Origin of the sequence: Streptomyces sp. NPDC056224 (assembly GCF_042267665.1) — a bacterium.
Lineage (GTDB): Bacteria > Actinomycetota > Actinomycetes > Streptomycetales > Streptomycetaceae > Streptomyces.
Genome location: NZ_JBHJTK010000019.1, coordinates 22,706 through 46,418, shown reverse-complemented (window position 1 = coordinate 46,418; position 23,713 = coordinate 22,706). Strand labels below are relative to the sequence as shown.

Here is a 23,713-nt window from a genome sequence, read left to right as displayed (position 1 = left end):
GGATCACGCGGATGCCGTCGGAACTCAGGTGAGTTGACGCCTTTGGCGTTATGTTCTTCCTGCATCGGAATTCGGCGGGGGAACGGACGCGATGATGAGCGAACAGTTATTACAGCCCGGTACGCGGTCCGCGCGTGGGCGACGGATCCTCGACAGCGCCCCGCTCCGGCTCGTCGCGGCCACGGTCACCATGCCGAACCGCGGGCGCAGGCCGTTCCAGCCCCAGGGGCACTCCTGGTCGCGGGAGTTCGAACAGACCCTTCCCGGCAGCCCGGAGTCCGACTGGGCGGACGATGCTGCCTGTCGGGCGGAGCTGCAGCGGGTGCAGCGCGGCGTCCACGCCTACGCCGTCGGCTTCGCCCGTCCGGCCGGCGTACGGGAAGCCGAGTCGGCGATCGGCCGGATTCCCTCGCCACGCGCCCCCGACGACCGGTCCGAGAGGAGCGGCAGCCCTGCAGCAAGCAGCACCCGGGACCCGCGCTGAACGCCCGGGAAGCCGGAGGCGGGGGCACGGCCACGGGCGGGGGACGTGGGATCGGGGAGCTGACCGGGTACGACGCGTTCATCTCCTACAGCCACAGCTGGGACAGGGAGCTCACCAAGGCCTTCCAGAGCCGGCTGCAGAGCTTCGACCGACCCTGGTACCGGTCGAGAAGCCTCAGGTTGTTCCGCGACGAGACCAACCTGGCGGCGAGCCCCCACCTGTGGCGGGAGATCGAGCGGGGGCTCACCGGGTCGCGATGGCTCGTGCTGATGGCCAGCCCGGCCGCTGCCGCGTCCCCCTGGGTCCGGAAGGAGGTCCGCTGGTGGCTCACCCACCGCTCGGCGGACACCATCCTCATCGCCTGGACCGACGGGACGCTCGTCTGGGACGACTCGCGGACGTCCTTCGACTGGTCGAAGACCGACGCCCTCCCGCGCGAGGAGATGGACGGCATCTTCGACCAGGAGCCCCGTTGGGTCGACCTGCGCTGGCTGCACAGCCCGGAGCAGGCCAGTGCGGCCGACCCGCGGCTGGTCGAGTGCGTGGCGGAGTTCGCGGCCCCGATCACGGGCAGGTCCAAGGACGAGGTGATCGGCGACCATGTACGCCAGCACCGCCGGACGATGCGCCTGGTGCGGTCGACCGTCGCCGTGCTCACCGCTCTGCTCCTGGCCGCACTCGCCGGAGGCGTCACGGCGTACACCCAGCGCAACACCGCTCGATCCCAGACCCTGGTGGCCCAATCCCGCCAGCTCGTCGCGGAGGCTTCGTCGATCCGCGACACCCAGCCCGACCTGGCCCGCCAACTGCTGGTCCAGGCTTATCGACTCGCCCCGACGGCCGAGGCGGCGGGGGCACTCGTCGACAGCCGCAGTCTCCCCCGCGTCATTCAGGGGCAGGGCGATCTCCGCGGGGTCGCGTACAGCAGCGGGGGGCTCCTCGCCGTGGCCGACGACCAGGTCCGGCTCTACGACCTCTTCACCGGCGCGCTCCGCGCCTCGCTGGAGGAACTGGAGAGCAGCGTCGCCGCCGTCGCGTTCAGCCCGGACGGACGACTACTGGCGATCGGCGACGCCGACGGCGGGGTACGGCTTCTGGACGTGACGTCAGCGGACAGTCCCAGGACCCTGGCGACAGTGCCCGCGGCGGCGGGCCGTACGAAGGAACTCGTGTTCGCGCCCGCCGGCAAGCTCCTCGTCCTGGCTCGGGCGGGCGGGTCCGTCCTCGACATCCGGGACCCCGCCCGGCCCCGCTCCCTGGGATCCCTACCCCCCGACACGATCGCGGCCAGACCTACGGGCACACTGATCCTCACGGAGGCGCACGAGAGCCCCGTACTGGGTTTGTGGATCCTGTCCGACTCCGCCCGGCTGACCCGAGTCGCCACCGTCACCTCGCCGTCCGACGATGTGTTCGCCACCGACGGCCGCGCCGCGTTCAGCGCGAACGGCCGCACTCTGGCGGTCGGCGGTGGGGACAACCGGGTGCGGCTGTGGGACGTCGACGACCCCGCCCGTCCGGCCGTCCGCTCGGATCTGAACGCACAGGGACGCGACGGCGTCAGCAGCATGCAGTTCTCCCTGGACGGGACCGTCCTGGCCGTGGGCGGCAGAGACGGCGTGATCACCCTGTGGGACGTCTCCGATCCCTTCCGCCCCCGCTCCGGAGCGCGCCTGACCGGTTACCCGGCATTGGCCTCCGTTTTCGGCCTCGCTTTCGGCCCCGACGGGCAGACACTTGCCTCCATCGCCAGCGCCCGGGAGAAGAAGGCGCTTGACGCCCGGATTCCTGCCGAAAATGCGGTACGGCTGTGGGCCTTGTCGGGTGTCGACCGGACCTCCACCGTCACGACCCTGCCGGTGAAGGGAACGTTTCCCCCCGCCTTCAGTCCCGACGGCCACCTGCTGGCCGCCGGTGGCAATCCCACCACCGTGTGGAGGATGGACGACAGGACCGGACCACACCTCGCCGCCACCGTGGAGTCGTTCAACGCCGGCGGTCAGGCTGCGGCCTTCGGCCCGGACGGCCACACCCTGTTCTCCGGTCTGCCCGTGGTCGCGTGGGACATGGCCGACTCGGCGGCCCCGCGGAAGGTGACCCCACAGGCCACGCGCTTGGTCGGTGCGCAGGGCATCAGCCTGAACCCCGCGCTTCCCCTGCTGGCGACGGGAGCAGGGCCCATGGAACCTCAACAGGTGGAACCGGGAACCGTACAGCTGTGGGACGTCGGCAACCGGACACAGCCCACCCTCGTCGACACGCTCGACGGCACCAAGGCCGGCCCCCAGGCAATCTCCTTCAGCCCGGACGGTGGGCTACTGGCGGCCCCGACCGGCGCGGGAACCGTACGACTCTGGAACGTCGCCCGGAACACCAGGCCCACCGTCGCCGGGGACATCGCCGTGGCGAAGGGAAGGGCCACCGCATTGGCCTTCGGCCCGCGCGGCCGCACCCTGCTCGTCGGCGACGACAGCGGGGCGATCACCACCTGGGACGTCTCGCGTCCCGAACGGCCCGTGCGCAGGGTCACTGCCGCCCGGCACACCGGCACCGTCAGAGGGCTCGCCCATCACCCCGACGGCGCGCTCGCGGCCAGTGCCGCAGAGGACGGGCGCATCCGGCTGTGGGACGTCAGCGACCCGGACCGCCTCGTCGAGATCGCCTCGCTCACCAGCGGCGGCCTGTACCTGCTGGCGACCGTGGCGTTCAGCCCGGACGGCAGCCTTCTCGCGGTCAGCGGCGACCGGGGCACGCGGCTGTGGAGCGTGGACCTGGCCGCCATCCTGCGACGGCTGTGCGCGGAGTCCCCCCGCATCACCCGCGAACAGTGGAACCAGTACCTCCCCAACCGAGCGTACGACCCACCGTGCGCCTGAGCGCACGAGAACGGAGGACACCATGGCCAGCGGCTTACGGGGCGCAAGCGCCCTGTCCATCGCGCTGCTCGCGCTTGTCCTGCTCACCGGCGCATGCAGCTCGCCCCGCCCGGCGCCGCCCGTCCCAACCGACACCCCCTCGCCCGCCGCCCCCCGGCCCGTCTCCCCGTCGCCCTCGCCCGCGCAGGGACCGGTGCTCGTCGGCCCGGCACCTGCCGACCTGCACGATGTGGACTGGGCGAAGACCCCCGTTCCGGGCGAGTTCTGCGATGTCCCGGGACTCGTGCAGCCCAATGCCGAGGGCAGGGCCACGGCCACGTCCCGGACCTGGGGCACCGTAGGCATCTCGCGCGGGATGAAGGTCAAGTACGGGGACACCGACGGTGACCAGCGCGACGAGGCAGCCCTCTACATGGGGTGTGATGACAACGGGGCCACGATGAGCGGGCAACTCGTCGCCGCATACGTCGTGTTCACCCGCAAGGGCGACAGCCTCGCCGCGATCGGTGCGATCACGCCGCGGCAGAAGTCCGCCCAATACATCACCGCGCTCGTCGGACTGGAGTTCGCGCCCGGCCGGATCACCGCGCACGAGAAGTGGTACCGCCAGACCGACCCCCATTGCTGCCCCACCGGGGACGCCGCTACGGTCTGGACACGGGAGGGGGACCGCCTGACTCCGGGCGAACCCCGTGTCGTCTCCTGACGCGGTCTCGGACAGGGGGCGATGCACAGGGTGACGCCGGTGAGGTACACGTCGGCCGGCCTCGACCCGGTCGCCATGGCCTCGGCCGGCAGCGTGCCCGACGCGCCGCCGGGGTGTGCCGCATCCCCGGCCGGCTACGGCAGTCGGCTGGTCCGCGGCCGACTCGGCGGCGCGGGCCGGGCGGAGTCGAGCGTGAGCTGATAAGCCGTCACTTGCCACTCTCCCGTCGCTCACCGCAAAGGGGCTGGTCCATGCCGGGCACGCCGACGATCCGACGACGACTCGACCGCCTGTTCGCCGGGTTCCTGGGTGCGCTGCTCGCGGTCGCGATGCAGGCCGCTCCCGCCCGGGCCGACGTGGGGGACATCACGGAGTACCCGATCACGACCCCCGAGAGCTTCCCCGCCGGGATCACGGCGGGCCCGGACCGGGCGCTGTGGTTCACCGAGTCCGACGCCAACAAGATCGGACGCATCACGACCGGCGGCACCGTCACCGAGTTCGCCGTACCCACCGCGTCGAGCTTCCCCTTCGACATCACGCAGGGCCCCGACCGCGCCCTGTGGTTCACCGAGGGTGCTGCCGACAAGATCGGGCGGATCACGACCGCGGGCGCGGTCACGGAGTTCCCCCTGCCTGCGGGCAGCTTTCCCACGGGCATCACACTCGGTGCCGACCGCGCCCTGTGGTTCACCGGGAACGGTACGAACAAGATCGGGCGGATGCGGCCTGACGGAACCGTCACGGAGTACGCCATCCCCACACCGGACAGCTTCCCTTACCACATCGCGGCCGGCCCCGGCGGTGTGTGGTTCACGGAGCTGATCGCAGGCAAGATCGGCCGTGTCGACTTCTTCGGCAACGTGACCGAGTACCCGCTCCCCACCGGGTTCGAGTTCCCGTCCGACATCGCGGCCGGCCCCGGCGGGATGTGGTTCACCGCGTCCGACCAGATCGGGAGGATCACCCAGTCGGGCACCATCACGCTCTTCCCCCGACCGAACCCGGGCGGAGGTGCCGACGGCATCACCCGCGGCCCCGACGGGAGCATGTGGTACGCCGACCAGTTCGGCCTCATCGGGCGGATCACCTCGACGGGGAAGATCACCGAGTTTCCGGTGCCGGGCGGCGCGGACAAGGTGCCCTTCAACATCGCGACCGGGCCCGACCAGAACGTCTGGTTCACCGAACTCCTCGGCAACGCCATCGGGCGCGTCGAAGCCCTCCCGGGCCGGGGGGCCGTCCCGAACGCCGCCGCCCCGCGACCGGCCCCGACGGGTCCGCGCCACGAGCGCCCCCGCCGCTTGCTGCCCTGCGGCACCGGGACACCTCCAGGGGCGGCCTCGTTCTGTCGCTGACGACACACCCGGGGGCTCGCCCCCGGACCGCCCGGTTGACCCCAGCGCGCCGTGCGGTCGAGGGTGAACTCCGGCCGCTGCTGCCCGAGTCGTTGCGGGGACGCAAGCGGCGATCGGTACGGGTGGGCTCCATACCCGTCTTCGCCGGTGGGCGGCGGTATACATGCTGGGGCTGTTCCCCCGGCGGCCGTCACGGCCGCCGGCTGTCAGGGTCGGGTTGTCGCTCCCCGGCAGGGGGAGCCGACCTTCATGCCTTTCAGGTAGCGGTCGTACTCGCCTGGCGGGAGCGGGTCGGGGGCCAGTGAGCACAGCGTCGCGCGCCACGCGGCGAGATCCACTGTGCGGCGTACGAGTGAACCGTCCGCTCCCATGGTCAGGACGGAGCCGTCCGCACCGTTGAAGGTGGTCACACCACCTTCACCGTGTCCCGTCATCGCCCAGCTGCCCCGCGCCTCGCCCGTGGCGGCGTCCCAGAACTGCAGGCCCGCGTCGCTCCCGGTGCCGTATGCGTGGACGAGCAGGGTGTTGTCGGCGCTGAAGGCGACGCCGTCCTGTCCCTCGGGGGAGACCGCGGCTCCCTGGGTGACCTGTCCTGAGGCAACGTCGAAGACGACGAGGCGGTGGTCGCCGTTGATCACCACGGCCTTCTCGCCCTGCCGGCTGATCGCCACCGACATCCGGAAGTCGGAGCCGCCCGGGATCTCACCCTCGTAGACCTGGTGCAGGCCCTTCTCAGCGCTCCAGCGCCACACTTTCAGCGCGTCACGGTCCGCCAGGGCGACGGTCGTGCCGTCCACGCTGACGGCCCAGGGCACGCCCGGGCCCGACCCGAAGGGCAGGGACTGCCGTACCTGCCAGGTGCGCGGGTCGATGACCTGGAGGGCGCCGTCCGTGATCCCGAGGAATTGGACGTGGTCGGGGAGAAAGGTCACCGGCACCACGGGGCGCTGCGGCTGCCAGGGAGCGCCGGTCCGGCGCCCGTCCCGCGGGTCCCACAGACTGAGTGCTCCGTCGTCGTCGGCCGTCACCACGCGCGCCCGGTCGGACGAGCCGATGACCCCGCTCCCCCCACGCTGACCGATCCGCCCGACCCGCCCGATCCGCTCAATGCCTTCGCTGCCTACGGCCCACAGCGCCGATCCGTCGGCCGTGGCCCGGACGGCGAGCCGCCGGTCCGGGGTGAGTTCGGCGGGCTTGAGCTGCTGTTCGTTGGGGAGCGTCGTACCGGCCTGGAAGCTGGTGGCCGAGAACAGAGTGACGGCGCCGTCGTTGGATGCGGCCACCACCCGGGTGCCGTCGCCCGATGCGGCGAGTGATACCGCGGGGTAGGTGAAGGCGCCGAGGACTCGCCGGCGGTTCGCGGCGTCGTGCATGACCACCGACTGGCCGTCGGCTTCGAAGTTGGGCAGGCCTTCGGCCGCGGCCGCCTCGGCCGGGGTCAGCCGCTTCCCGCCGCCCACGTCCCAGACGTCCGTGTGCGTACCGCCGCTCGTCGCTACGGAGACCCGGGCGCCGTCCGGCGAGAGGGTCACGCCGAAGCGGGCGTCCCTGTCGAGGCGGGCGTAGCCATCGAGGGCGCGGGGCGGGCTCCAGGTCCCGGAGCCGGGAGGGAGGATGCGTACGGTCCCCACCGACGAGTCCAGGGCCACGAGCCGGTGCGTGCCGTCGAAGGCCAGCTCGACACCATCGTCGACCGCGCCTTCCTTGAGGATCTGACTGCCGGAAGCCGTGTCCCAGACCGCCAAGTGAAAGACGGCCGAGGAGTCACCGGTCGGGGTGAAGAAGGTTGCGGCGACCCTCGTGCCGTCACCCGAGAAGGCGAAGGAGCGCAGCCTCATCTGTGCCCCGGCCAGGTCCTCGCCGTTGCTGGCGACGATCGTGCGCAGCAGCTTCCGTTGGGGAACGTCCCACAACTCGATCCCGTTGAACGGGGTTTCCACAGCCAGCAGGCGGCCGTCCCAACTGAACGCGAAGCCGCCCCCGTCCTGTGGCCATGCCTTGCCGACCAGGTCGGGCAGCCGTGTGCGAGACCGGATGTCATAGAGGTGTACGGCATACTTCCCGTCGCTCATGGCAGCCTGGTCGAGGCCCGAATAGTAGGCCAGCACCCCTCCATCGCGGCTCATCGCCACCCTGGTGGCCGGGGAGTGTCCGGCACCCTGGAAGCGAGCCACGCTCTCGTTCCCTCGTTGGAGGTGCTGCGTGGCGCTGTCGTTCGCGGCGATCGCGCGGCCCAGGGCCTGGGCCGCCTGGCCGGTGGGCTCGACGGCATAGGCGTACAGCGCGAACTGGGCTGCCTTGCGGGGGTCGCTGGGGGCTACTTCCAGGGCGCGGGCGGCGAGCGAGCGGGACGCGGCCGTCCGCGCGCGAGCCGAAGCCTCGCCGCTCTTCTGCCAGGCGACCACCCCGGCGGTCCCGAGCCCCAGGGTCAGTACGAGGAAGCCGGCGCCGGCCGCACGGAGGCGACGTCTGGCCTTCCGATCCTCCTGAACCGCCCGGCTGTCCAGGGCGTCCTTGCTCATGTCGTGAATCGGCGCGGCGAGGGTGACGACCTTGTCGCGGAAAGGGCGGCCCGGCGTGTATGAGAAGTCTTCGGCGTCCCGGAAGGCCCGCAGGTCCACCCAGAGGGGTTCGGCGCCGAACGCTCCGCTCAACTCTTCGGGGATCGCGGTGGTCCGCGCCCAGTCGAAGTCACCCCGTGCACCGTCCCAGACAATCTCACCCGCGGTGTAGGCCAGCAGCAGATGGTCCATGGAGCGGTTGGCCCGCCAGAAGGCCAGCTCCCGGCGGACCCAGTGGGAGGCGGCGGCTTCGGGCGAGCCGATGAGTACGAGGTACCGGGACTTGGCGAGCCCGGCGCGGATCGTCCCTGGTAAATCGCTGCTCGCGGCGAGGGAGGTGTGGTCCCGGAACACCTTCAACGACCGACGCCGTAGCCACCCCTTGCGCACCAGCTTCTCCAGCCCCTCCTGGAGCCCTTCGGCCAGTGGTACGTCCCGCTGCTGGCTGTACGAGATGAACGCGTCGTACATCGATTCCATGTGGCTCTCCCGGCAAGGCCTCTTGTCATGTGCGATCAGGCGCAATCCGTAGATTGCCACGGAGGTTGCAGCTCCCTCCACGCGTCCGCAGGCACCGATCAGTCGGCTCGCTCAGAATGCGACCGAATCGAGCGCTCCTTGGCACGCTCCCTCAAGAGGTGATCCGGGGGTGGCTGAAGGCCACGGCTTGGTGCAGGTCCGGCCGGACGACCGGATGACTGGGGTCCGCGACGTCCCACAGGCGGACCCGGTTGTCCCGGCTGCCCAGGGCCAGGGCCTGACCGTTCGCGCTGAACGCCACGTGCTGAGGTCGGGGAAGCGGCGAATCGGCGGGAGGGGCGGCAAGGGTGGCCGTCAAGCCCAGTTGGGCGGAACCGGAGAATGCCCACAGGCTCAGGACTCCCTCCTCCTGTTCGGTGGCGATCAGGTTGCCCGCGGGACTCGCGGCCACTGTGGTGCCGGGCAGCGGCCCGAGAGGACTCGGATGGGCCGGGTCCTTTACGTCGAGGACGGTTCCGCCTCGGTCCGCCAGGATGAACAGCCTCCCGCCTGCGGCGAACACGAGGGAGTCCACGGGACCGGCCGCGGCAGGCGTCACCGCCAGAGACATGGGCCGACGGCTCGAGGTCACATCGAAGAGCCGCACCCCGCCCTCGTGCGTCCCCACCGCAAGCAGGCGTCCATCCGGACTGAAGGCAACCGCGGTCGGATGGTTCTGTTGGGCGTTCAGCGCGGTGGGAGGGCCTCCAGCGGCCGGTTCGAGCAACCGGACGTCGTCGTCCACCACCGCCACGAGCCCTTGACTGCTGTACGCGGCCGCGCGCGCATATCCGCGGGCATGGATGACACGGGGCAGCACCCTGCTCTCGACCAGCGCGCCCGTCGCCTCGGCGGTCGGTGCGAGCCTGTAGGCCTGTACGAGCAGTTGCCGCGCCAGGTCGGGTTTGGTGTCCTTGATCGATCCGGCTTCCGTGACGAGCTGCCGGGACTGTGCCACCAGTGTCTGGGCCCGGGCGTTGTTGCGCTGGTCGTAGGCGCTGATCCCGCCGGCCACCGCGGTCAGGAGCAGCGCGGTGAGTACGGCGATCGTGGCTTGGACCAAGCGGATGGTCCGGCGGTGTTGGCGTACGTGGTCGCCGATCAGCTCGTCCTTGGACTTCCCGGTCAAGGGGGCGACGAACTCCGCTACGCATTCGATCAGTCGCGGGTCGGCTGCTGTGACCTCCTCCGGTCGCCGCAGCCAGCGCAAGTCCACCCAGCGTGGCTCGTGAGCGAACGCATGGGCCAGCTCTTCGCCCGGAAGGGCGTCGGTCCGTGACCAGTCGAAGTCCCGCCGCTCGGGGTTCCAGACGAGCGTGCCGGCGGTCCAGGCAATGAGCAGGGTGTCCACTGAGCGGTGGGTGAGCCACCAGCGGACCTCCTCACGTACCCAGGGAGAAGCTGCGGCAGCCGGACTGGCCATGAGTACGAGCCACCGCGACCGGGCCAGGCCCTGCTCGATCTCCGCCCACAGGTGGGGGCTTGCCGCGAGGTTGGTCTCGTCGCGGAAGAGCCTCAGGCTTCTCGGCCGGTACCACGGGCGGTCAAAGGTCTGCAACTGGCTCTGAAAGGCTTTCGCCAGGTCCTTGTCCCAGGCATGGCTGTACGAGATGAAAGCGTCGTATCCGGTCGCCCCGCTCCACTGCCGGCCCACTGCACCGCCTCCCCCGCGCGATGTTCAGCGCGCGTCTCGGGCAGTGCCGGGCGCCGGCCCTCCGATGCCCCCCGGCCGGCCCTCGGGGATACGCGGCCCGGGGACGGGCCGGATCAGTGAATCCGCATCACGTACGCCGGCGAGACGGGCGAAACCCACCGCGTATTCGTGGAGTTCGCTCTGCACCCGCTGCAGATCCGCCCGGCAGGCGGCGTTGTCCGCCCACGAGGACTCGGGGCTCTCGGGGTGGGCCAGTTCGAATTCCCTCAGACGGGGATGCCACTGCGACAGGAAGGGCCTCAGCTCGCGATTGAGCATGGTGATCGCGAGATACTCGACTGTCTGCCCGCCCGGTACCGGAGCGGAAGGGCGGGAGGCCTTCAAAGTCTCGCGTGTCGTGGCGAAGAGTCCGTACATGGAGGTCAGCGCTTCTCGGACCACTCCCTGGTCGCTGGCCAGCGGCTGGGTGGACACCCGCGTCACGGTTTCCACGAACATCTGCCAGGCGACCTGGCGGGCATCGTTGTTGACGGTGAACGTGAGTTCGCTCAGCTGTGGGACGGTCACCTTCACCTCGGTGAGGCGGGCGGTGCGCTGGTACCAGTGCAGGACGAGGACGGTCAGCGCCCCCGCGATTCCGCCGGTGACCACGAACAGGATGCGGCTGGTCACCTCGGTGAGGCTGAAGACGGCCAGCCCCGTCAGCGCACCGATGGCCGTCGCCGCGACCAGCCGGATCGCCGTACCCGCGCTTCCCCGTCGCCATCCAGACCGGGCGCCGGAACGCTCTAATCGTGCACTCATCGGCTCCCCTGCCAATCGTCAGTGAGGAAAACATATCGCCAACATCAGTCACGTGGAGTCGAGATGAACGCACTACCCCCGCGTAGCACGCCTGGATGCTGGAGATGCACGCACGCCAACCGGGCCATAGGGGGCGATAGCCCGCCTGCTCGCGCCGCGCGGTCCCCGAACCGACGCTGGACGCGATCGACCCGGGCCCGGCACATCGTCGAGCCGTCGCCAGGCGACCACGAATCTCTCCGCGACAATGTCTGCGGCGTTGTCGGCCGGGGCGGCCCGGCGGTACGGCGGTACGGCGGTACGGCGGTACGGCGGTACGGCGGTACGGCGGTACGGCGGTACGGCGGTACGGCGAAGCCGAGGACCGGGGCGATGTGCTCGGCACAGACGCAGCGGAGGCGCTCCTCGGCGGTGTCAGGGGCCACCGTCCGCCCCTGACCGGCGAACCGCGGCGGTTGGAAGGCGCTGCGAAGGCCGGCGGGGCCGTAGCCGGGCGGCAGGGCCCTCGGGGCGAGACTTCGCAGCGCGGGGAGGTCAGATACTGAGCTTGTTCTTTATCTTCTGGCGCTTCTGAAGTGGTCCGGGCAGGGTGGGCGGCATGACAGACAGTTCCGACCCCGTTCCTGCGGATGTGGATGACCGCCAGGTGATAGAGCACGTCCTCGGTCGCCCCTTGAGTCAGACATGGCCGACGGGTGCATTGGCGCCGGGTAGCCGGGTCACGGTCGTTCGTGCCCCGGACTGGGACGGTCCTTGGCAGGTCGAGTTTCCCGGAACGATCGATGCCATGGGTGCACCCGAACCCAACGAACATGCCCAGGCGCTCAGCGGCGAGTTCCTGTACTGGGTCTCCTTTGACACGCCGCAGTACGACAGTGACGGGGCCGGCCCCTATCGCAAGGCCCAGATCTGGGGTCGGTACCTGACCGAGCCGGAGCCCGAAGCGTAGGGGTGCCGCAGGTCACGCTGCTGCGTTCGAATCGACCGTCGAACTACGTCGCCCGCCTGGGCATTCGCCGGACGTGCGGGCGGCCTTCGTCTGACCATGTGCCGAAGCCGCGGACCCGCTGGACCTGGATCCTGATCGTCGCCCCCACCAAGCTCCGGATCGCCCGGCCGCTCGCCCGGCCGCTCGCCCGGCCTCTCGCCGCGGACCTCCGCCGGCCCTGGGCGAAACCCGCCACGGGTGACAGGTGGGGCGGGATGTGTGCGTCACCGCACCTGGCCGGCGAGAGCCTTCGCCAGGGCGCTGACGCGCGCGCTGTCCTGCGCACCGGGGCCGGCTCCTACCGCGACGACCAGGAACGCATCGCCCTTACCGTCGAGCTTCAGCCGTACGGAGGCGAGGTTCCCGCTCGCGGTAACGACCGGCTTGCCGGCTCCGGCCTCGCCGGCCTGCTTCAGGTAGGCGCTCAGGGCTTCGAGGTCCATCCCCGTCTGCTGCTGGATCGTTGGGGCGAGCGGGTTGATCGCCTGCCGGTCTCGCGTCGCAACGGTGTGCACCACGACGTCCTCCTGGCCGATGAGGAAGTCGCAGCTCACCAAGACGCCGGGATTCTGCGCCAGCACGTCCCCGGGCCGGGCCCGCTTCCCGCCTTCGGCGGTAGCGACAGGTTCGTCACCGCCGTCCGCGTGCCCCGGCCGGGCTTCCCCCTCCAGGCCGGCGGCCTTCGCTGCCTTGGCGATGTCGTAGGGAAGCGGGCAGGTATCCGCCCCCTTGGCCCCCATGGAGTCCGCAGTCTCGGTAAGCCCGCTCAGGCTCAGCGGTGTCGCACCGCCGCTCTGACAACCGGCCAGCAGGGCTGTGGCTGTCACGACGGCGATCGTCAATCCGTACCGACGGTGTGTCACGTGCGTCCTCAGCTCTCGTCCCGCCCGTTCCCTGTGCCCGCCGATCATAGGCATGGCATGCACACGCCCCGGTGAAGCCCTCCATGTGCAGGCGCAGCGCGCTTCGGGTCCACAACAGCCGCACGACCGGACGCCCGTACCCTCCTCGCGCCTTCGGCCCTCACCGCACCGAAAGACCGCAGTTCAGGGTCTACCTCGCCGCCCGGCCCCGACATCCACCGCGCCAGGACACGACAACCGCAGCGCCGATCGGACAACTCGCGCACCAAGTCCCACCTGTCACTGATTCACAATCGTCGTTCACCTCACTCGCAGCAACCCTTGATCACAAGCCGGTGTTTTCCCTAGAGGGCGCCGCGCGGCGGCTTGAGGCTGCTGAACGTCGCCCCGGCAGCGAGGACCGCGACGCCCGCCAGGAGGGCGGGCATGCTGGTTGCGGGGTGCAGGACGACGGCCCACGGCTGCGCTCCCCGGCCGCCGCTCTTCCAGCCTCCGACGGCGAGGACCAGGGGTATGGCGGTGAGAACCGGGGCTGCGATCCGGGCGCCGGTGAGGGGGTTGAGGATGAGCGCCAGGCCGAGGTAGAAGGCGGCGTTCCGGCCGATCGCCAGGGCCACGGCGTCCGCGCCCGCGAAGTGTCCGAGTACGGCCATGGTCAGGACGAGGATCGCGCAGGCGGCGGCGAGGGAGGTGTCGAAGCGGTGGACGGCGCGCACGGCGACTGTTTCAGTGGCGTCCCGGGCCCGGCCGGTGAAGGCGAGCCATGTCACGGCGGGGATGACGGTGATCAGCGCGGCGAGAAGGAAGTGTCCGGCCCCGCCGACCATCGCGGGCACGGGAATGCGGCTCTGTCCGAATGCCAGGCCTGCGCCGGCCGTCACAGCGGTGACGGCGGCGAGGGTGGGGACCTTACGGGATGCGGCCCACCAGTTCACCGGCCTGCTCCTTCAGGGTTCAGGGTCGGCTTCTGGTCGCAGCCGGTGAGCGCGGCCCGGTTCGTTTCGTACCACGCGTGCTGACGGTCGGAGGGCAGCGTGAGGACCTTCTGGGCGAGTTTCGCGTCGTCGGGGGAAACGCGGCCCTGGACCGGAGCCGGAGGGGCTTGGGTGGCGATGGCGGTCAGCCATGCGGTGAGCGGTCCCCGGGCCGGGAACGCCGGGTACTTGTGGCTGGTTCGGGCGCATTCGGGGATGGGGGGCAGGAGGGTGTTGGTGAGGTTGGCGGTGATGTCCTGCTCGCGGACCTGGCCTTTGCCTCCGAAGCCGGCCTGTCCGGGCTTGAGGTCACGGTTTTGGGTGAGGGAGGAGTGCACGGGAAGCCCGGCGTCTCTCAGACGGCCGGTGTAGGTACGGGTGGTCGCCGCGATCCGGGTGCGTCCCGGGGTCTCGGGCCACAGGCATACTTCCGGGACGCCTGCGGTGTCGCAGACCAGAGCGTCGGGGTTCCGGTCGGCGACCGGGTCATAGTCCATGTTCACGACCAGGAACACCGAGGCCGCGGACGCGGCGACAAGGGCGGCCAGAGGCTTCCAGCGGCCGGCCCCGGCGATCGCGAGCAGGCATGCGGTGATGATCCCGCCGGTGAACAGGAGCGGCGCCCACACGGCCACGGGGTCGATGACCGATCCGACCGAGCAGCAGCTGTCGTACGCGCCGGCGACCAGGTGGCGGGGCCACGGGGTGTCCCAGGATCCGGGGAACGCGGTCAGGCAGAAACCGGCGACCATCGCCAACGGTGCGGCCGCAAGGTGCGGAAGACGGCCGCCCAGGAGGTATCCGGCCAGCGTGGCGGCCGCCATCAGCAGCGCGTACACCACGAACATGCCCAGGTGGGAGAAAGGCGGAAGCGTTCCCGCGGCCGAGACCGCGACACCGACCGCGATGAGCATCCCGGCAACACCCATCGCCCACACCGGGACGAGCAGCGGCAGCGCGATGGCGAGCCGGCTGCGGGAAGGGGTCTGCCCGAAGACGTTGCCCCGGCGCAGGCGTGCGCTTTCCCACGCTCCGCTCGCCGCGCACGCGGCCGCGGCGAACGGGATCGTGTAGGAGGCGTTGCCGAGGACGGACGGCCCGTAACCGGGGACGGTGCCCGTGGTGATCGGCTCCGACAGGAGCAGCAGGACGTAGCCGGCGAGGAGGACGAGCATGAGTCCGGCGGAGGAGGACCGCAGGAGAGTGGCGATACGCATCGGTCAGATCTCCCGTCCGACGAGCATCACGTAGGCGGCTTCGGCCTGCTCGCGTCCGCGCGTGCCGGCCGGTGCCAGGGCGTGGAAGTCGGCGGGGCTGCCCTGGAAGCAGGTCTTGCCGTGGGCGAGGACGGCCACGTGCGTGTACAGGTCGGCGAGGTCTTCGGTCTGGTGCGTGGAGACGACCACCTGCACGCTGCCGGCGAGGTCGTCAACGAGCTCGCGGAACACCAGGCGCTGCGTGGGGTCGAGGCCGGCGGTCGGCTCGTCCATCAAGATCAGCTCACTGCGGTGGGTCAGCGCCCCCGCGATTCCCATGCGGCGGAGCTGCCCGCCGGACACTTGGTGGCTTTTACGCTCCGCGAGGCGCGTGAGGTCGACGCGGCGCAGCGCGTCCTCGGACGCTTTCCACGCCAAGTCCTTCGGCATGCCCTTGAGCCATCCCGCGTAGGCGACCTGTTCGCGTACGGTCAGCCCGGGCATGGGGGTGATCTGCTGGGGGATCCACGCCACGCTTTTGCGGTAGGCGGCCAGATGGCGGCCCTTTGCGGTGCCTCCGTCGAAGGTGACCGACCCGGAGGAGGGGTGCAGGTGGGAGGCGGCGATGGCCATCAGTGTGGACTTGCCGGCTCCGTTCGGGCCGAGGAGGACCGTTGCCCGCGCATCGATCCGGAGACTGAATTCATTGAAAACGGGTGTCTTCCGCCCGTACCGGAACGAAACACGATCAAAAACCAGAGGCATGGAGGAACGCACAATCCGCCACCCCACCGCCAGCGGGATGGCTTTCGTCGTGGGACAGTTGACAGGCGAGGGTCCCGGTGCTGAATCCACCGGGACCCTCGGCTACTTGTTCAACAACCGTACTACCAGGCGACCTTCACGTAGTCGACGGAGATGTACGTGCCGCTGGACACGTCCGTCAGCGCGAAGTAGTAGTTACCCCGGTCGTCCGGGTCGCCGTAGTCCACCCACCCGCAGTAGTTCGTCCGGGTCCCCTTGGAACGGTCCGGAGCGGAGGAGATGTCCTTCCACAGCCGCAGACCGGCGTAGTTGAACCCGTCACCGCCGTCCGCGACGCAGCCCTGGAAGTAGATACCCGTGTAGTCCCAGGTGTCGTTGTTGTCCCACCAGCGGCGCGACTCGTTACCCGCCCGCCACGAGTCGATGGACGACTCGAACTGACCCTCCGCCGTCACGCCGGCGTGCGCCGGAATCACCGACACCGCACCCAGCAGCGCGGCTCCGGCCATCGCCCCGGCCCACGACTTCAAACCGATCTTCACTCGATCCCTCTTCCGTGTATCCGGCACCGCCCCCAGCGGGCGGCACCCTCGGGGGTCTGCAATCCGACCCCTGATCCGGCCTGCGACTACCAGGCGACCTTGACGTAGCCGATGTCGATGTAGTCGCCATTACCGACGTCCGTCAGCGCGAAGTAGTAGTTGCCCGCGTCGTCCGGATCGCCGTAGTCAACCCACCCGCAGTAGTTGTTCCGGGTGCCCTTGCTGCGGTCCGGGGCGCTGGAGATGTCCTTCCACAGGCGCAGCGACGCGTAGTCGTAGCCCCGGTAGTCGTCATCCGACCGGCATCCCTCGAAGTAGATGCCGGTGTAGTCCCAGGTGTCGTTGTTGTCCCACCAGCGGCGGGACTCCGTCGGAGCCGTCCACCACGAGATGCGGGACTCGAACTGGCCTTCCGCGGTGACGCCCGCGTTGGCCGGCGCGATGCCGCCGATCCCGAGGAGCACAACACCTGCCATCAGACCGGCCGCTTTCTTACGCCGGGTACTCATCGGTTTCCCCTTCCCCTGCAGCACGTTGGCCCTCTGTGAGGGCATGGCGGAGGGAGGAGATGTCGTGCGAGGCCTCCCCCCGAGGCGAACCGAACGCTGACCGCGGAACGCCCCTGGCACAGCCGCCGTGGGCCGAGTGCGACGTCCTCACTCCAACGGAGCTCGGAGGCGCTCCATGGCCGGCGTCCAGACCGGAGGGGGCTCGCCTCCCGGCGTGGCTCCGCTTCGCGGCCCAGGGCCGAACTCTCGGGCCGGAGGTCCTGCGCGTTCCCTGGCAATACTGGAACCCACGAAACACCCCCTCACCATTGGCACTGACCGGCCCACGACTCAAAGCTGCGGCGTTACTCCCGCCACTTCGAACCTATGCCCGCGTTGCGGTCCGTACTGTGCGTGGAGTGCGCGACTCCTCAACACTGCATGCAACCCCGGGGGGGGTGTCTCTATGTCCTTCGTCAAGAATGTGATGCCGTGTATGGGGCTGTTTGGGGTGGTTATGCGGCGAGGGTGACGGTGGGGGTTCTGGACTCGTAGAAGGTGCCGTCGCGGAGCGTGGCGAACAGGACGCTGATGCGCTGGCGGGCGAGGCGGAGGAGGGCCTGGGTATGAGTTTTGCCGCGGGCTCGTTGCCGGTCGTAGTAGGTGCGGGAGGCCGGGTCGGCGTTCATGCAGGCGAAGGCAGAGAGGAACATGGCGCGTTTGAGCTGCCGGTTTCCTCCCCGTGGTGCGTGTTCGCCGTGGATCGAGGTCCCCGACGACTTCGTCGTCGGGGCGAGGCCGGCGTAGGAGGCGAGGTGGGCGGCGCTGGGGAAGCCGGCTCCGTCGCCGACGGTGACCAGCAGGACGGCCGCGGTCCTGACCCCGACTCCCGGCATCGAGGTCAGGACCGGGTGAAGAGGGTGGGCCTCCAGCAGGGTGCTGATCTGGGCTTCCAGGGCTCGGCGCTGTTCGTGGACCGCGGCGAGGGAACGGGCCAGCGACGGGATGACCACGTCGAGGGTGCCGGTGCCCGGGACCACGACGGTCTGTTCGTCGAGGGCGTCGAAGACCTCGTCGATCAGCCGGGCGGCCATGCGGGGGGCCTTGGGACGGATCGCCTCGACGAGTCTGCGGCGGCCGGCTTTCCGCAGAGCGTTCGGGGATCCGTAGCGCTCGAGGAGCCAGGTGACGGCCGGGTGGTCCAGTCGCGGACCGAGCACGCGTTCCAGCGACGGGTGGAACTGGGTGAGCAGGCCGCGTATCCGGTTGCTGGTGCGGGTCGCCTCGGCCGCGAGGTCCTGGTCGAAGCCAGTCAGCACCGTGAGCTCGGCGGTGATTTCGTCGGTCAGCTCCAGCGAACGCAGAGTGTGGGGCATCGTCCGGGCCGCGTCCGCGATCACCGCCGCGTCCTTCGCATCGGTCTTCGCCTCTCCCGGGTAGAGGTCGGCGATCCGCCGCATGGCCAGTCCTGGCAGGTAGGCGACCTCGCAGCCCGCGTCCCGGGCAACGGTCAGAGGCAGGGCGCCGATGGACGCGGGCTGGTCCACGATCACCAGCACGGCGCCGAACTTGGCCTTGAGCTTGTCGAAGACGGCCCGCAGCTTCGGTTCGCTGTTGGGCATCGGCTTGTCGAAGACCTTCTTCCCGGCCGGGGTCAGCCCGTGGCCGTGGTGAGCGGTCTTGCCGACGTCCATCCCGAGGAAGACGCCTATGCCTTCGGTGTTTAACATCGCACCCTTCCGCAGGTGTTGACCGTGCCGGCCTCGGCGGTGGCACCGTGCTCGCGCATCCACGTTATGCAGACCTGCCGCCCGCGAACTGCCCGGCATTGCACCGGGCCGGGCGGTGGCCGGGTCTCTCATCAGCGTCTCCGACGGCACCCCTCGGGCCCGGCGACACCACCCCCCAGGTCATCCGATCGACAGAGGGGACACAGTCATACCGGGCCCGGAGGCCAGTGGCCCCATTGCAGGACCGCGAAAAACATAACGGGGGGAACAGCTGAGGCTGTCACTTCTCGGAAGTGACAGCCTCAGGGCGGTCCACGCGCCAACGCGGAGCAGCCGATGTCCCACGCAGCATGGTTTGCAGCCAGTAGCCGTCAGGGGACTGTCCAAGCGGTGCCTCACCGGCCTGGTTGCTCCAGCGTCGGCCGGAGGCGACCGGAACACAACCTCGACTTGGACAAACCAGAGCCAACACATGGCTCATAGCCGCACCTGTGGCTGAAAAAAGCCCATCACAGTGCCCCGAGACCGCGCCCCGGATGCCTCTCGGTCACAAAGTTCCCAGGTCAGGAGCGAGTGAGAACTGCTTCAGGACTGGCTCGTTCACGGCGTCCCACGGCGTCGTCCCGATGGAACGCCGGCGAGCCAAAAGGCCCGGCGACCACGCTCGTCCGCCCGTTCACGGTCATGGGGCTGAGATGATTGCGAACGGCACCACAGCCGTGGGGGGAACGCCAAATACCCCTGCGTGCACGCCTTTTGCAGCCAGTAGCCGCTGGCGAGGCGCCACCTGCCGGCGTCTCGCCAGTCCACTCGTAGTGAGGACTGTCCTTCCATGCCCATGAAGCCCAGTACGCCCGGCTCCAGCACGCCCGGCTCCGGCATGCCCGGCTCCGGCATGCCCGGCTCCGCCGCGGTCGAGCCCCCGGTCGCGCCGTTACCCCGCCCCGACGAGCCGCCCCGCCTCACGCTTCCCCTGGTGACGGGCGTGATCTCCTTCCCCGTACTCGGTACGATTCTGGCCGTCACCGGCATGCCGAGCTCTGAGATCTACCCTCTCCTCGCGTACTGCGGGGGCATCGGAGCCGCCGTCCTCATCGCGGCCAGCGGGGGAAGGAAGCTGATCACCGGCCTCGCGGAGCTCGTACTCCGTGTGAGCCAGTGAGGGGACGGACATGGGACGCTCCGAGAACCCCGTCGACTTCTCCGTTCCCGAACGCGGCCGCCTCGCTTCTCAGCTGCGCCAGTGCCGGGTGGCGGCCGAGCTCACCTACGAGCAGCTCTCCCTGCGGAGCGGGCTGTCGTCCGCGACGCTGAAGCGCGCCGCCGCCGGCAGGAAGACCCCGACCGAGGTCACCGTCGTCCGGTACGTCAAGGCGTGCGGGGGCAGCGATCTGGAGATCGCTGCGGCCAAGGCCTACTGGCGGCGGGCACGGGCCGCCGAGCGGGGGTTCACCGGCCGGAGTCTGCCCAGCCCCTCGCTCATCGGCACCGAGGGCGAACTGAGTCAGGCGTTGGTCAGCCTGTACCAGAAGGACGGCGCTCCCTCACTGCGCGAGATGCAGCGCAGGGCGGGCAAGGAATGGCTGGCTCTGAGCAGCGCCTCCCGGATCGTCAACCGCCAGGCGCTGCCGACCACGCCCGCCCAGATGGAAGCATTCCTCCGGGCGTGCAGCGTCCCCGAGAAGCAGCACAAACCGTGGCTGGACGCTTGGAACAGGGTGGTCGGACCCGGGCGGTTCGTGGTCACCAGGACCGAGCGCCTGGAGAAGTGGCGGCTCCTCAGGAACTCGGTGGTGCACCAGGATCCGCGGACCTTCGCCGAGATCGTCCACTCCATCCCCGGCATCCCGCAGAGTGAGCGCGCGACGCCCGGGGCGATGTGGGACCGGCTGCTCTACGAGTCATTCGTGACCCTCGACCACGAGGTCTTCGGCAAGCACCTGCGCGCCACGATTTCGTAGGGAGTCGTATCCGTCAGGCACACGCCTGCTCCCCCACGAGCGGGAGGGCCCGACCCCAGAAACCGCCCTGTCGCCGCGGGCCCCTCGCGTGTCAGGGACCTGCAGGTCGCGGCCGGAGTGATGACCGGCCACGACCGCTCACTGCCGTCCGCCGGCCAGGCCGTGCCAGAGTCGGTACGACGCACCGTCCTCCTCACGTGTCCTTGAGGGAGCAGTCACTCCGGGTCTGCGTGCTGGGGTGAGCGGCCTGGACAGCACAGCACCGCCGCCCCGGACCCCCACGTCATGTGCGGGGGCCGGGCCGGCGGTGCCGTGCTGCGTGTGTCGGGGTCGTTCTACGGCATGGTGAAGTAGCCGAGGAGGTCGGTGATGACGTGGTTGCTGCCGCCCCAGCTGTTGAAGACGCTGACCTTGCCTGATCCGACCGGGGTGGTCACGTGGTTGGGGACGGTGGCACCGGGGAGGGTGTTGAGGCTGCTGGCACCGGGAAGTGTGCCGCCGAAGGCGTACGCCGTCAGGAAGCCCGGGCCGGTGGTGTCGGTCGCGGTGACGTTCAGGACCGCGCCCACCGCGTTCGCCGGCAGACCCGACACCGTCGTCGTGGCACCCGGGGCGAGCTTGCCCGTGGTGCGGGTGTCGGCGAGACGCTTCGGGACGACCGGCTTGAACAGGGCCTTGCCGTCCTTTCCGTAGTAGCCCACGGCATCCAGCACCAGGTGCGTGGAACCGGAGTTGGTGAACAGGGTGATCGTGCCGTCCGGGCCGACCGGCACGATGGCCTGGTTCGACTTGTCCTTGCCCGGCTCCACGTTCAGGTTCGAGGTGGCGGTCCGCTTGGCCGGGTCGGGGTAGGCGATGACGTGCGCGTTCTCCGTGGAGCCGGTCCCGGTCAGGTTGAGGGCGACGGCGGTGGCGTCGGCGGGGATGCCGCCCACGCCGGCGACCTTGACGGTGCGGGACGTGCCGCCGGGCAGCGCGCCGCCGGTGGCGCGGGTGTCGAGCAGCCGGGCCGGGGCGATCGGGGTGAACCGCTGCCCGATGTTCGGCTGGTAGTAGCCCACGAAGTCCACGATGATCGATGCCCAGCCGGAGTTGAGCTGCATCAAGGCTCCGTCGTAGCCGCCGATGGGGACGGTGACGGTGTTGGAGGTGGTGCTGCCGGCGAGGACGTTGACGTTCGAGGTCGCGGGACGGTCCTGCCCCTCGGGCCAGACGGTGAGGTGGGTGTCCTCAGTAGCACCGGTGACGGTCACGTTGAGGACGACCGCGGTCATGCCGCCCGAGAGCGGGAACTCCGGCCGGTTGAGCCCGATGGGCAACTGCATCGAGAGGGGGACGCCACCCGGCATGGAGGGGGTGTCGTCGCGGCTGTCGTAGAACCGGAACGGCTCGGTTGCGACGTACCCGGACGCCGCGTAGTCGGCCTTGAAGGTCTGGCTGGAGGTGGACGTGGTGCCCTTGGAGTCCTGGACGGTGAGGGTCACCTTGTAGTCGCCGGGTGTCCGGTAGGTGTGCGTGACCTGGGACAGGTCGGCGACCTGCTTGATGGTGCCGTCGCCGAAGTCCACATCGACGCGGCGGAGCGGCCACGGCGCCGCGGTGGCCGACGGGTCGACCCGGACGGTCAGCGGAGAGATGCGCTCGGTCGGGCCGTCCGAGGAGGGCAGGACCTGCGCGGCGGTGAAGGCCGCGGTCAGCGCACCGGCCGCGGTCACCTTGACCGCCTGCTCGGCGAAGACCTTCTTCCCGGCGGCGTTGGACGCGGTCACCTTGACCACGCACGCGCACGGAGAGCTGTAGACGTGTGAGGCGACGGCCTCGGCGGCCTCGCCCTGCCGGGTGACGACCGGGGCGCTCCCGTCGCCGAAGTCCACGCTGTACGACATGGCGGTGGGCCAGCGGCTGTTCGACGAGGCCTTCACCTCAACCTTGGTGCCCACCGGCGCCCAAGGCTGGTCGACCGACATGGTGACCGCGCTCAGGTTGTCGTGGCCCTCGTAGGCACCGCGGTCGAGGAACCCGCCGTCCTTGCCGGTGTTGGCCACGCGGGGGTCGTCCATCGGGCCGTAACCGTCGAAGTCCAGGGAGGCCAGCGCACCCGGCGCCGTCGCGTCGGCGGAGTCGACCAGGGCGGCGTTGAGGTCCGCCGGGTTCACGAAGTCGTGCAGCCCTTGGCCGGTCGCCGCCCGAAACTCCGAGAGGGTCTTGTAGTCGGTGCCCGCCCAGTTATAAGGAGCCGCCGTCACATCGGGCTGGCGTACGAGGACGTTGTAGTCGGCGCGGGTGCCCGCCGCCGCACTCTGCGCCACCAGGAGACTGTGGCGCGCTGCTGCGGGCGTCGCGCAGGAGGCCTGGGAGCTCTCGGTGTAGACCTCGTTGTTGAACACCGAGGAATCGGTGGAACCGCCACTGACCGAGATGCCCGCACCGCAGTAGGTGATGACGGTGTTGTTGGCCAGTGCCGTGCCGGGGGCGTCCGCTACGGCGACCGCGGGCCGGGAACCGCTGTTGCGGAGGCTGTTGCGGTTGAGGACCGTGCGCTGGGCGCCAGCCCCGATCTGCGCAGCGATGATGTAGCTCCGGCTGACACGTACGTCCGCGCTTCCCGTACCGATCACGAGCTCGCCCGGAAACTCGGAAGCCTCCATGGTGATGTCGCTGGAACGCTCGACCTTGGTGCCCCGCAACGTCCTGATCCCACGGAACACCAGGTGCGAGGCACCGTCGATGGTCAGGAGGTTGACCAGTTCCGCCTTCGCCTTCGAGATGCTGCCGGGGGCGGTGGCGAAGGTGATCGGCTTGCCCGGCTCTCCGGAGCGGTCGATCGTGACAGCGCCAGGGTAAGAGCCCGGCGCGATCCACACGGTCTGGCCCGCTTTGGCCGCCTTGGCCGCCGGCTGGATCGAGCAGAACGGGGCGTTCTGCGTTCCGGTGCCGATATCGGAGCAGTTGGCGTTCGTGCCGTTGTTCACGAACAAGTCAGTTGGGGACTCGGCGGCGGAAACCGCCGGTATGCCGAGGACGGTGACGAGGCCCGCAGTGAGCAGGACCGCCGCACGAGTAGGACGCACCAGCAATATTCCTTCGAGGCCAGGGGCTTCGTGGATTTCGGCGCGGCGCTGCAGGATGCTGACGCCGAACGGCCCGTTTCCCCATGGGCATCAGGCCCATGAGACTCCACAGAGACGCTGCTCATGATCCCTTATCGGGCAGCCGTTGTCACTAGAGAATTGAACACGCTCAA

At 69.9% G+C, this 23,713-nt stretch carries 19 protein-coding genes; 8 read left to right on the top strand and 11 right to left on the bottom strand.

Annotated features, from left to right (window positions below):
- Window positions 1-91 precede the first annotated feature (91 nt).
- Genes ACFCZ1_RS21995 through ACFCZ1_RS21975 form a run of 5 tightly spaced genes read left to right on the top strand, consistent with a single transcriptional unit; the run spans window position 92 to window position 5,424 of the window.
- Window positions 92-484, top strand: a complete 393-nt coding sequence (locus tag ACFCZ1_RS21995; RefSeq protein WP_376680040.1) for a hypothetical protein — start codon at window positions 92-94, stop codon at window positions 482-484.
- Window positions 481-3,360: a TIR domain-containing protein gene (locus ACFCZ1_RS21990; RefSeq protein WP_376680036.1), complete on the top strand. Its 2,880-nt coding sequence runs from the start codon at window positions 481-483 to the stop codon at window positions 3,358-3,360. Before ACFCZ1_RS21995 ends, ACFCZ1_RS21990 begins: the two co-directional genes overlap by 4 nt.
- 22 nt (window positions 3,361-3,382) lie before the next feature.
- The gene (locus tag ACFCZ1_RS21985; RefSeq protein WP_376679969.1) at window positions 3,383-4,066 is read left to right on the top strand and encodes a hypothetical protein; all 684 of its coding nucleotides are present in this window, start codon (window positions 3,383-3,385) and stop codon (window positions 4,064-4,066) included.
- 39 nt (window positions 4,067-4,105) lie between these two features.
- On the top strand, window positions 4,106-4,267 hold the full coding sequence (locus ACFCZ1_RS21980) for a hypothetical protein (protein WP_376679968.1): 162 nt from the start codon (window positions 4,106-4,108) through the stop codon (window positions 4,265-4,267).
- A 50-nt stretch (window positions 4,268-4,317) separates the two neighbouring features.
- A complete protein-coding gene (locus ACFCZ1_RS21975; protein WP_376679967.1) occupies window positions 4,318-5,424 on the top strand; it encodes a hypothetical protein in 1,107 nt (368 codons plus the stop codon).
- Between the two features lie 206 nt (window positions 5,425-5,630).
- Here ACFCZ1_RS21975 and ACFCZ1_RS21970 read toward each other — a convergent pair whose 3' ends face one another.
- The 3 genes from ACFCZ1_RS21970 to ACFCZ1_RS21960 all read right to left on the bottom strand — a co-directional run bounded on the left by ACFCZ1_RS21970 (window position 5,631) and on the right by ACFCZ1_RS21960 (window position 10,962).
- On the bottom strand, window positions 5,631-8,465 hold the full coding sequence (locus ACFCZ1_RS21970; RefSeq protein ID WP_376679966.1) for a toll/interleukin-1 receptor domain-containing protein: 2,835 nt from the start codon (window positions 8,463-8,465) through the stop codon (window positions 5,631-5,633).
- A 151-nt stretch (window positions 8,466-8,616) separates the two neighbouring features.
- The gene (locus ACFCZ1_RS21965; RefSeq protein WP_376679965.1) at window positions 8,617-10,158 is read right to left on the bottom strand and encodes a TIR domain-containing protein; all 1,542 of its coding nucleotides are present in this window, start codon (window positions 10,156-10,158) and stop codon (window positions 8,617-8,619) included.
- Window positions 10,159-10,182: 24 nt separating this feature from the next.
- Entirely contained in the window at window positions 10,183-10,962 is a 780-nt protein-coding gene (locus ACFCZ1_RS21960) for a hypothetical protein (RefSeq protein ID WP_376679964.1), read from the bottom strand.
- Between the two features lie 598 nt (window positions 10,963-11,560).
- On the opposite strand from ACFCZ1_RS21960, the gene ACFCZ1_RS21955 reads away from it, so the two are divergent.
- On the top strand, window positions 11,561-11,911 hold the full coding sequence (locus ACFCZ1_RS21955) for a ferrous iron transport protein A (protein WP_376679963.1): 351 nt from the start codon (window positions 11,561-11,563) through the stop codon (window positions 11,909-11,911).
- A 263-nt stretch (window positions 11,912-12,174) separates the two neighbouring features.
- Here the strand turns inward: ACFCZ1_RS21955 and ACFCZ1_RS21950 are convergent, their stop codons facing one another.
- From ACFCZ1_RS21950 to ACFCZ1_RS21920, 7 genes are all read right to left on the bottom strand, one after another.
- Window positions 12,175-12,777 (bottom strand): hypothetical protein, encoded by a 603-nt coding sequence (locus ACFCZ1_RS21950; RefSeq protein WP_376680039.1) that lies wholly within the window; start codon window positions 12,775-12,777, stop codon window positions 12,175-12,177.
- Between the two features lie 380 nt (window positions 12,778-13,157).
- A complete protein-coding gene (locus tag ACFCZ1_RS21945; protein ID WP_376679962.1) occupies window positions 13,158-13,748 on the bottom strand; it encodes a hypothetical protein in 591 nt (196 codons plus the stop codon).
- Window positions 13,745-15,004: a hypothetical protein gene (locus ACFCZ1_RS21940; RefSeq protein WP_376679961.1), complete on the bottom strand. Its 1,260-nt coding sequence runs from the start codon at window positions 15,002-15,004 to the stop codon at window positions 13,745-13,747. Before ACFCZ1_RS21940 ends, ACFCZ1_RS21945 begins: the two co-directional genes overlap by 4 nt.
- Window positions 15,005-15,007: 3 nt before the next feature.
- A complete protein-coding gene (locus tag ACFCZ1_RS21935; RefSeq protein WP_376679960.1) occupies window positions 15,008-15,748 on the bottom strand; it encodes an ATP-binding cassette domain-containing protein in 741 nt (246 codons plus the stop codon).
- A gap of 122 nt (window positions 15,749-15,870) precedes the next feature.
- Window positions 15,871-16,290 carry a hypothetical protein gene (locus ACFCZ1_RS21930; protein WP_376679959.1) on the bottom strand — a complete coding sequence of 140 codons (420 nt, stop codon included), beginning with the start codon at window positions 16,288-16,290 and terminating at the stop codon, window positions 15,871-15,873.
- 86 nt (window positions 16,291-16,376) lie between these two features.
- Window positions 16,377-16,799, bottom strand: a complete 423-nt coding sequence (locus tag ACFCZ1_RS21925) for a hypothetical protein (RefSeq protein WP_376679958.1) — start codon at window positions 16,797-16,799, stop codon at window positions 16,377-16,379.
- Between the two features lie 494 nt (window positions 16,800-17,293).
- Window positions 17,294-18,508 (bottom strand): IS110 family transposase, encoded by a 1,215-nt coding sequence (locus tag ACFCZ1_RS21920; RefSeq protein ID WP_376679957.1) that lies wholly within the window; start codon window positions 18,506-18,508, stop codon window positions 17,294-17,296.
- An 832-nt stretch (window positions 18,509-19,340) separates the two neighbouring features.
- Between ACFCZ1_RS21920 and ACFCZ1_RS21915 the strand changes: the two genes are divergently transcribed.
- Window positions 19,341-19,670 (top strand): hypothetical protein, encoded by a 330-nt coding sequence (locus tag ACFCZ1_RS21915; RefSeq protein WP_376679956.1) that lies wholly within the window; start codon window positions 19,341-19,343, stop codon window positions 19,668-19,670.
- A 10-nt stretch (window positions 19,671-19,680) separates the two neighbouring features.
- Window positions 19,681-20,469 (top strand): helix-turn-helix domain-containing protein, encoded by a 789-nt coding sequence (locus ACFCZ1_RS21910; RefSeq protein ID WP_376679955.1) that lies wholly within the window; start codon window positions 19,681-19,683, stop codon window positions 20,467-20,469.
- A gap of 335 nt (window positions 20,470-20,804) precedes the next feature.
- Here the strand turns inward: ACFCZ1_RS21910 and ACFCZ1_RS21905 are convergent, their stop codons facing one another.
- Window positions 20,805-23,540: a PKD domain-containing protein gene (locus ACFCZ1_RS21905; RefSeq protein ID WP_376679954.1), complete on the bottom strand. Its 2,736-nt coding sequence runs from the start codon at window positions 23,538-23,540 to the stop codon at window positions 20,805-20,807.
- Between the last annotated feature and the right edge of the window lie 173 nt (window positions 23,541-23,713).

Coding starts and splice junctions, on each gene's coding strand:
- ACFCZ1_RS21995 (WP_376680040.1), top strand. CDS start 92: ATGATGAGCGAACAGTTATTACAGCCCGGTACGCGGTCCGCGCGTGGG.
- ACFCZ1_RS21985 (WP_376679969.1), top strand. CDS start 3,383: ATGGCCAGCGGCTTACGGGGCGCAAGCGCCCTGTCCATCGCGCTGCTC.
- ACFCZ1_RS21975 (WP_376679967.1), top strand. CDS start 4,318: ATGCCGGGCACGCCGACGATCCGACGACGACTCGACCGCCTGTTCGCC.
- ACFCZ1_RS21970 (WP_376679966.1), bottom strand. CDS start 8,465: ATGGAATCGATGTACGACGCGTTCATCTCGTACAGCCAGCAGCGGGAC.
- ACFCZ1_RS21960 (WP_376679964.1), bottom strand. CDS start 10,962: ATGAGTGCACGATTAGAGCGTTCCGGCGCCCGGTCTGGATGGCGACGG.
- ACFCZ1_RS21955 (WP_376679963.1), top strand. CDS start 11,561: ATGACAGACAGTTCCGACCCCGTTCCTGCGGATGTGGATGACCGCCAG.
- ACFCZ1_RS21940 (WP_376679961.1), bottom strand. CDS start 15,004: ATGCGTATCGCCACTCTCCTGCGGTCCTCCTCCGCCGGACTCATGCTC.
- ACFCZ1_RS21935 (WP_376679960.1), bottom strand. CDS start 15,748: ATGCCTCTGGTTTTTGATCGTGTTTCGTTCCGGTACGGGCGGAAGACA.
- ACFCZ1_RS21925 (WP_376679958.1), bottom strand. CDS start 16,799: ATGAGTACCCGGCGTAAGAAAGCGGCCGGTCTGATGGCAGGTGTTGTG.
- ACFCZ1_RS21920 (WP_376679957.1), bottom strand. CDS start 18,508: ATGTTAAACACCGAAGGCATAGGCGTCTTCCTCGGGATGGACGTCGGC.
- ACFCZ1_RS21915 (WP_376679956.1), top strand. CDS start 19,341: ATGCCCATGAAGCCCAGTACGCCCGGCTCCAGCACGCCCGGCTCCGGC.
- ACFCZ1_RS21910 (WP_376679955.1), top strand. CDS start 19,681: ATGGGACGCTCCGAGAACCCCGTCGACTTCTCCGTTCCCGAACGCGGC.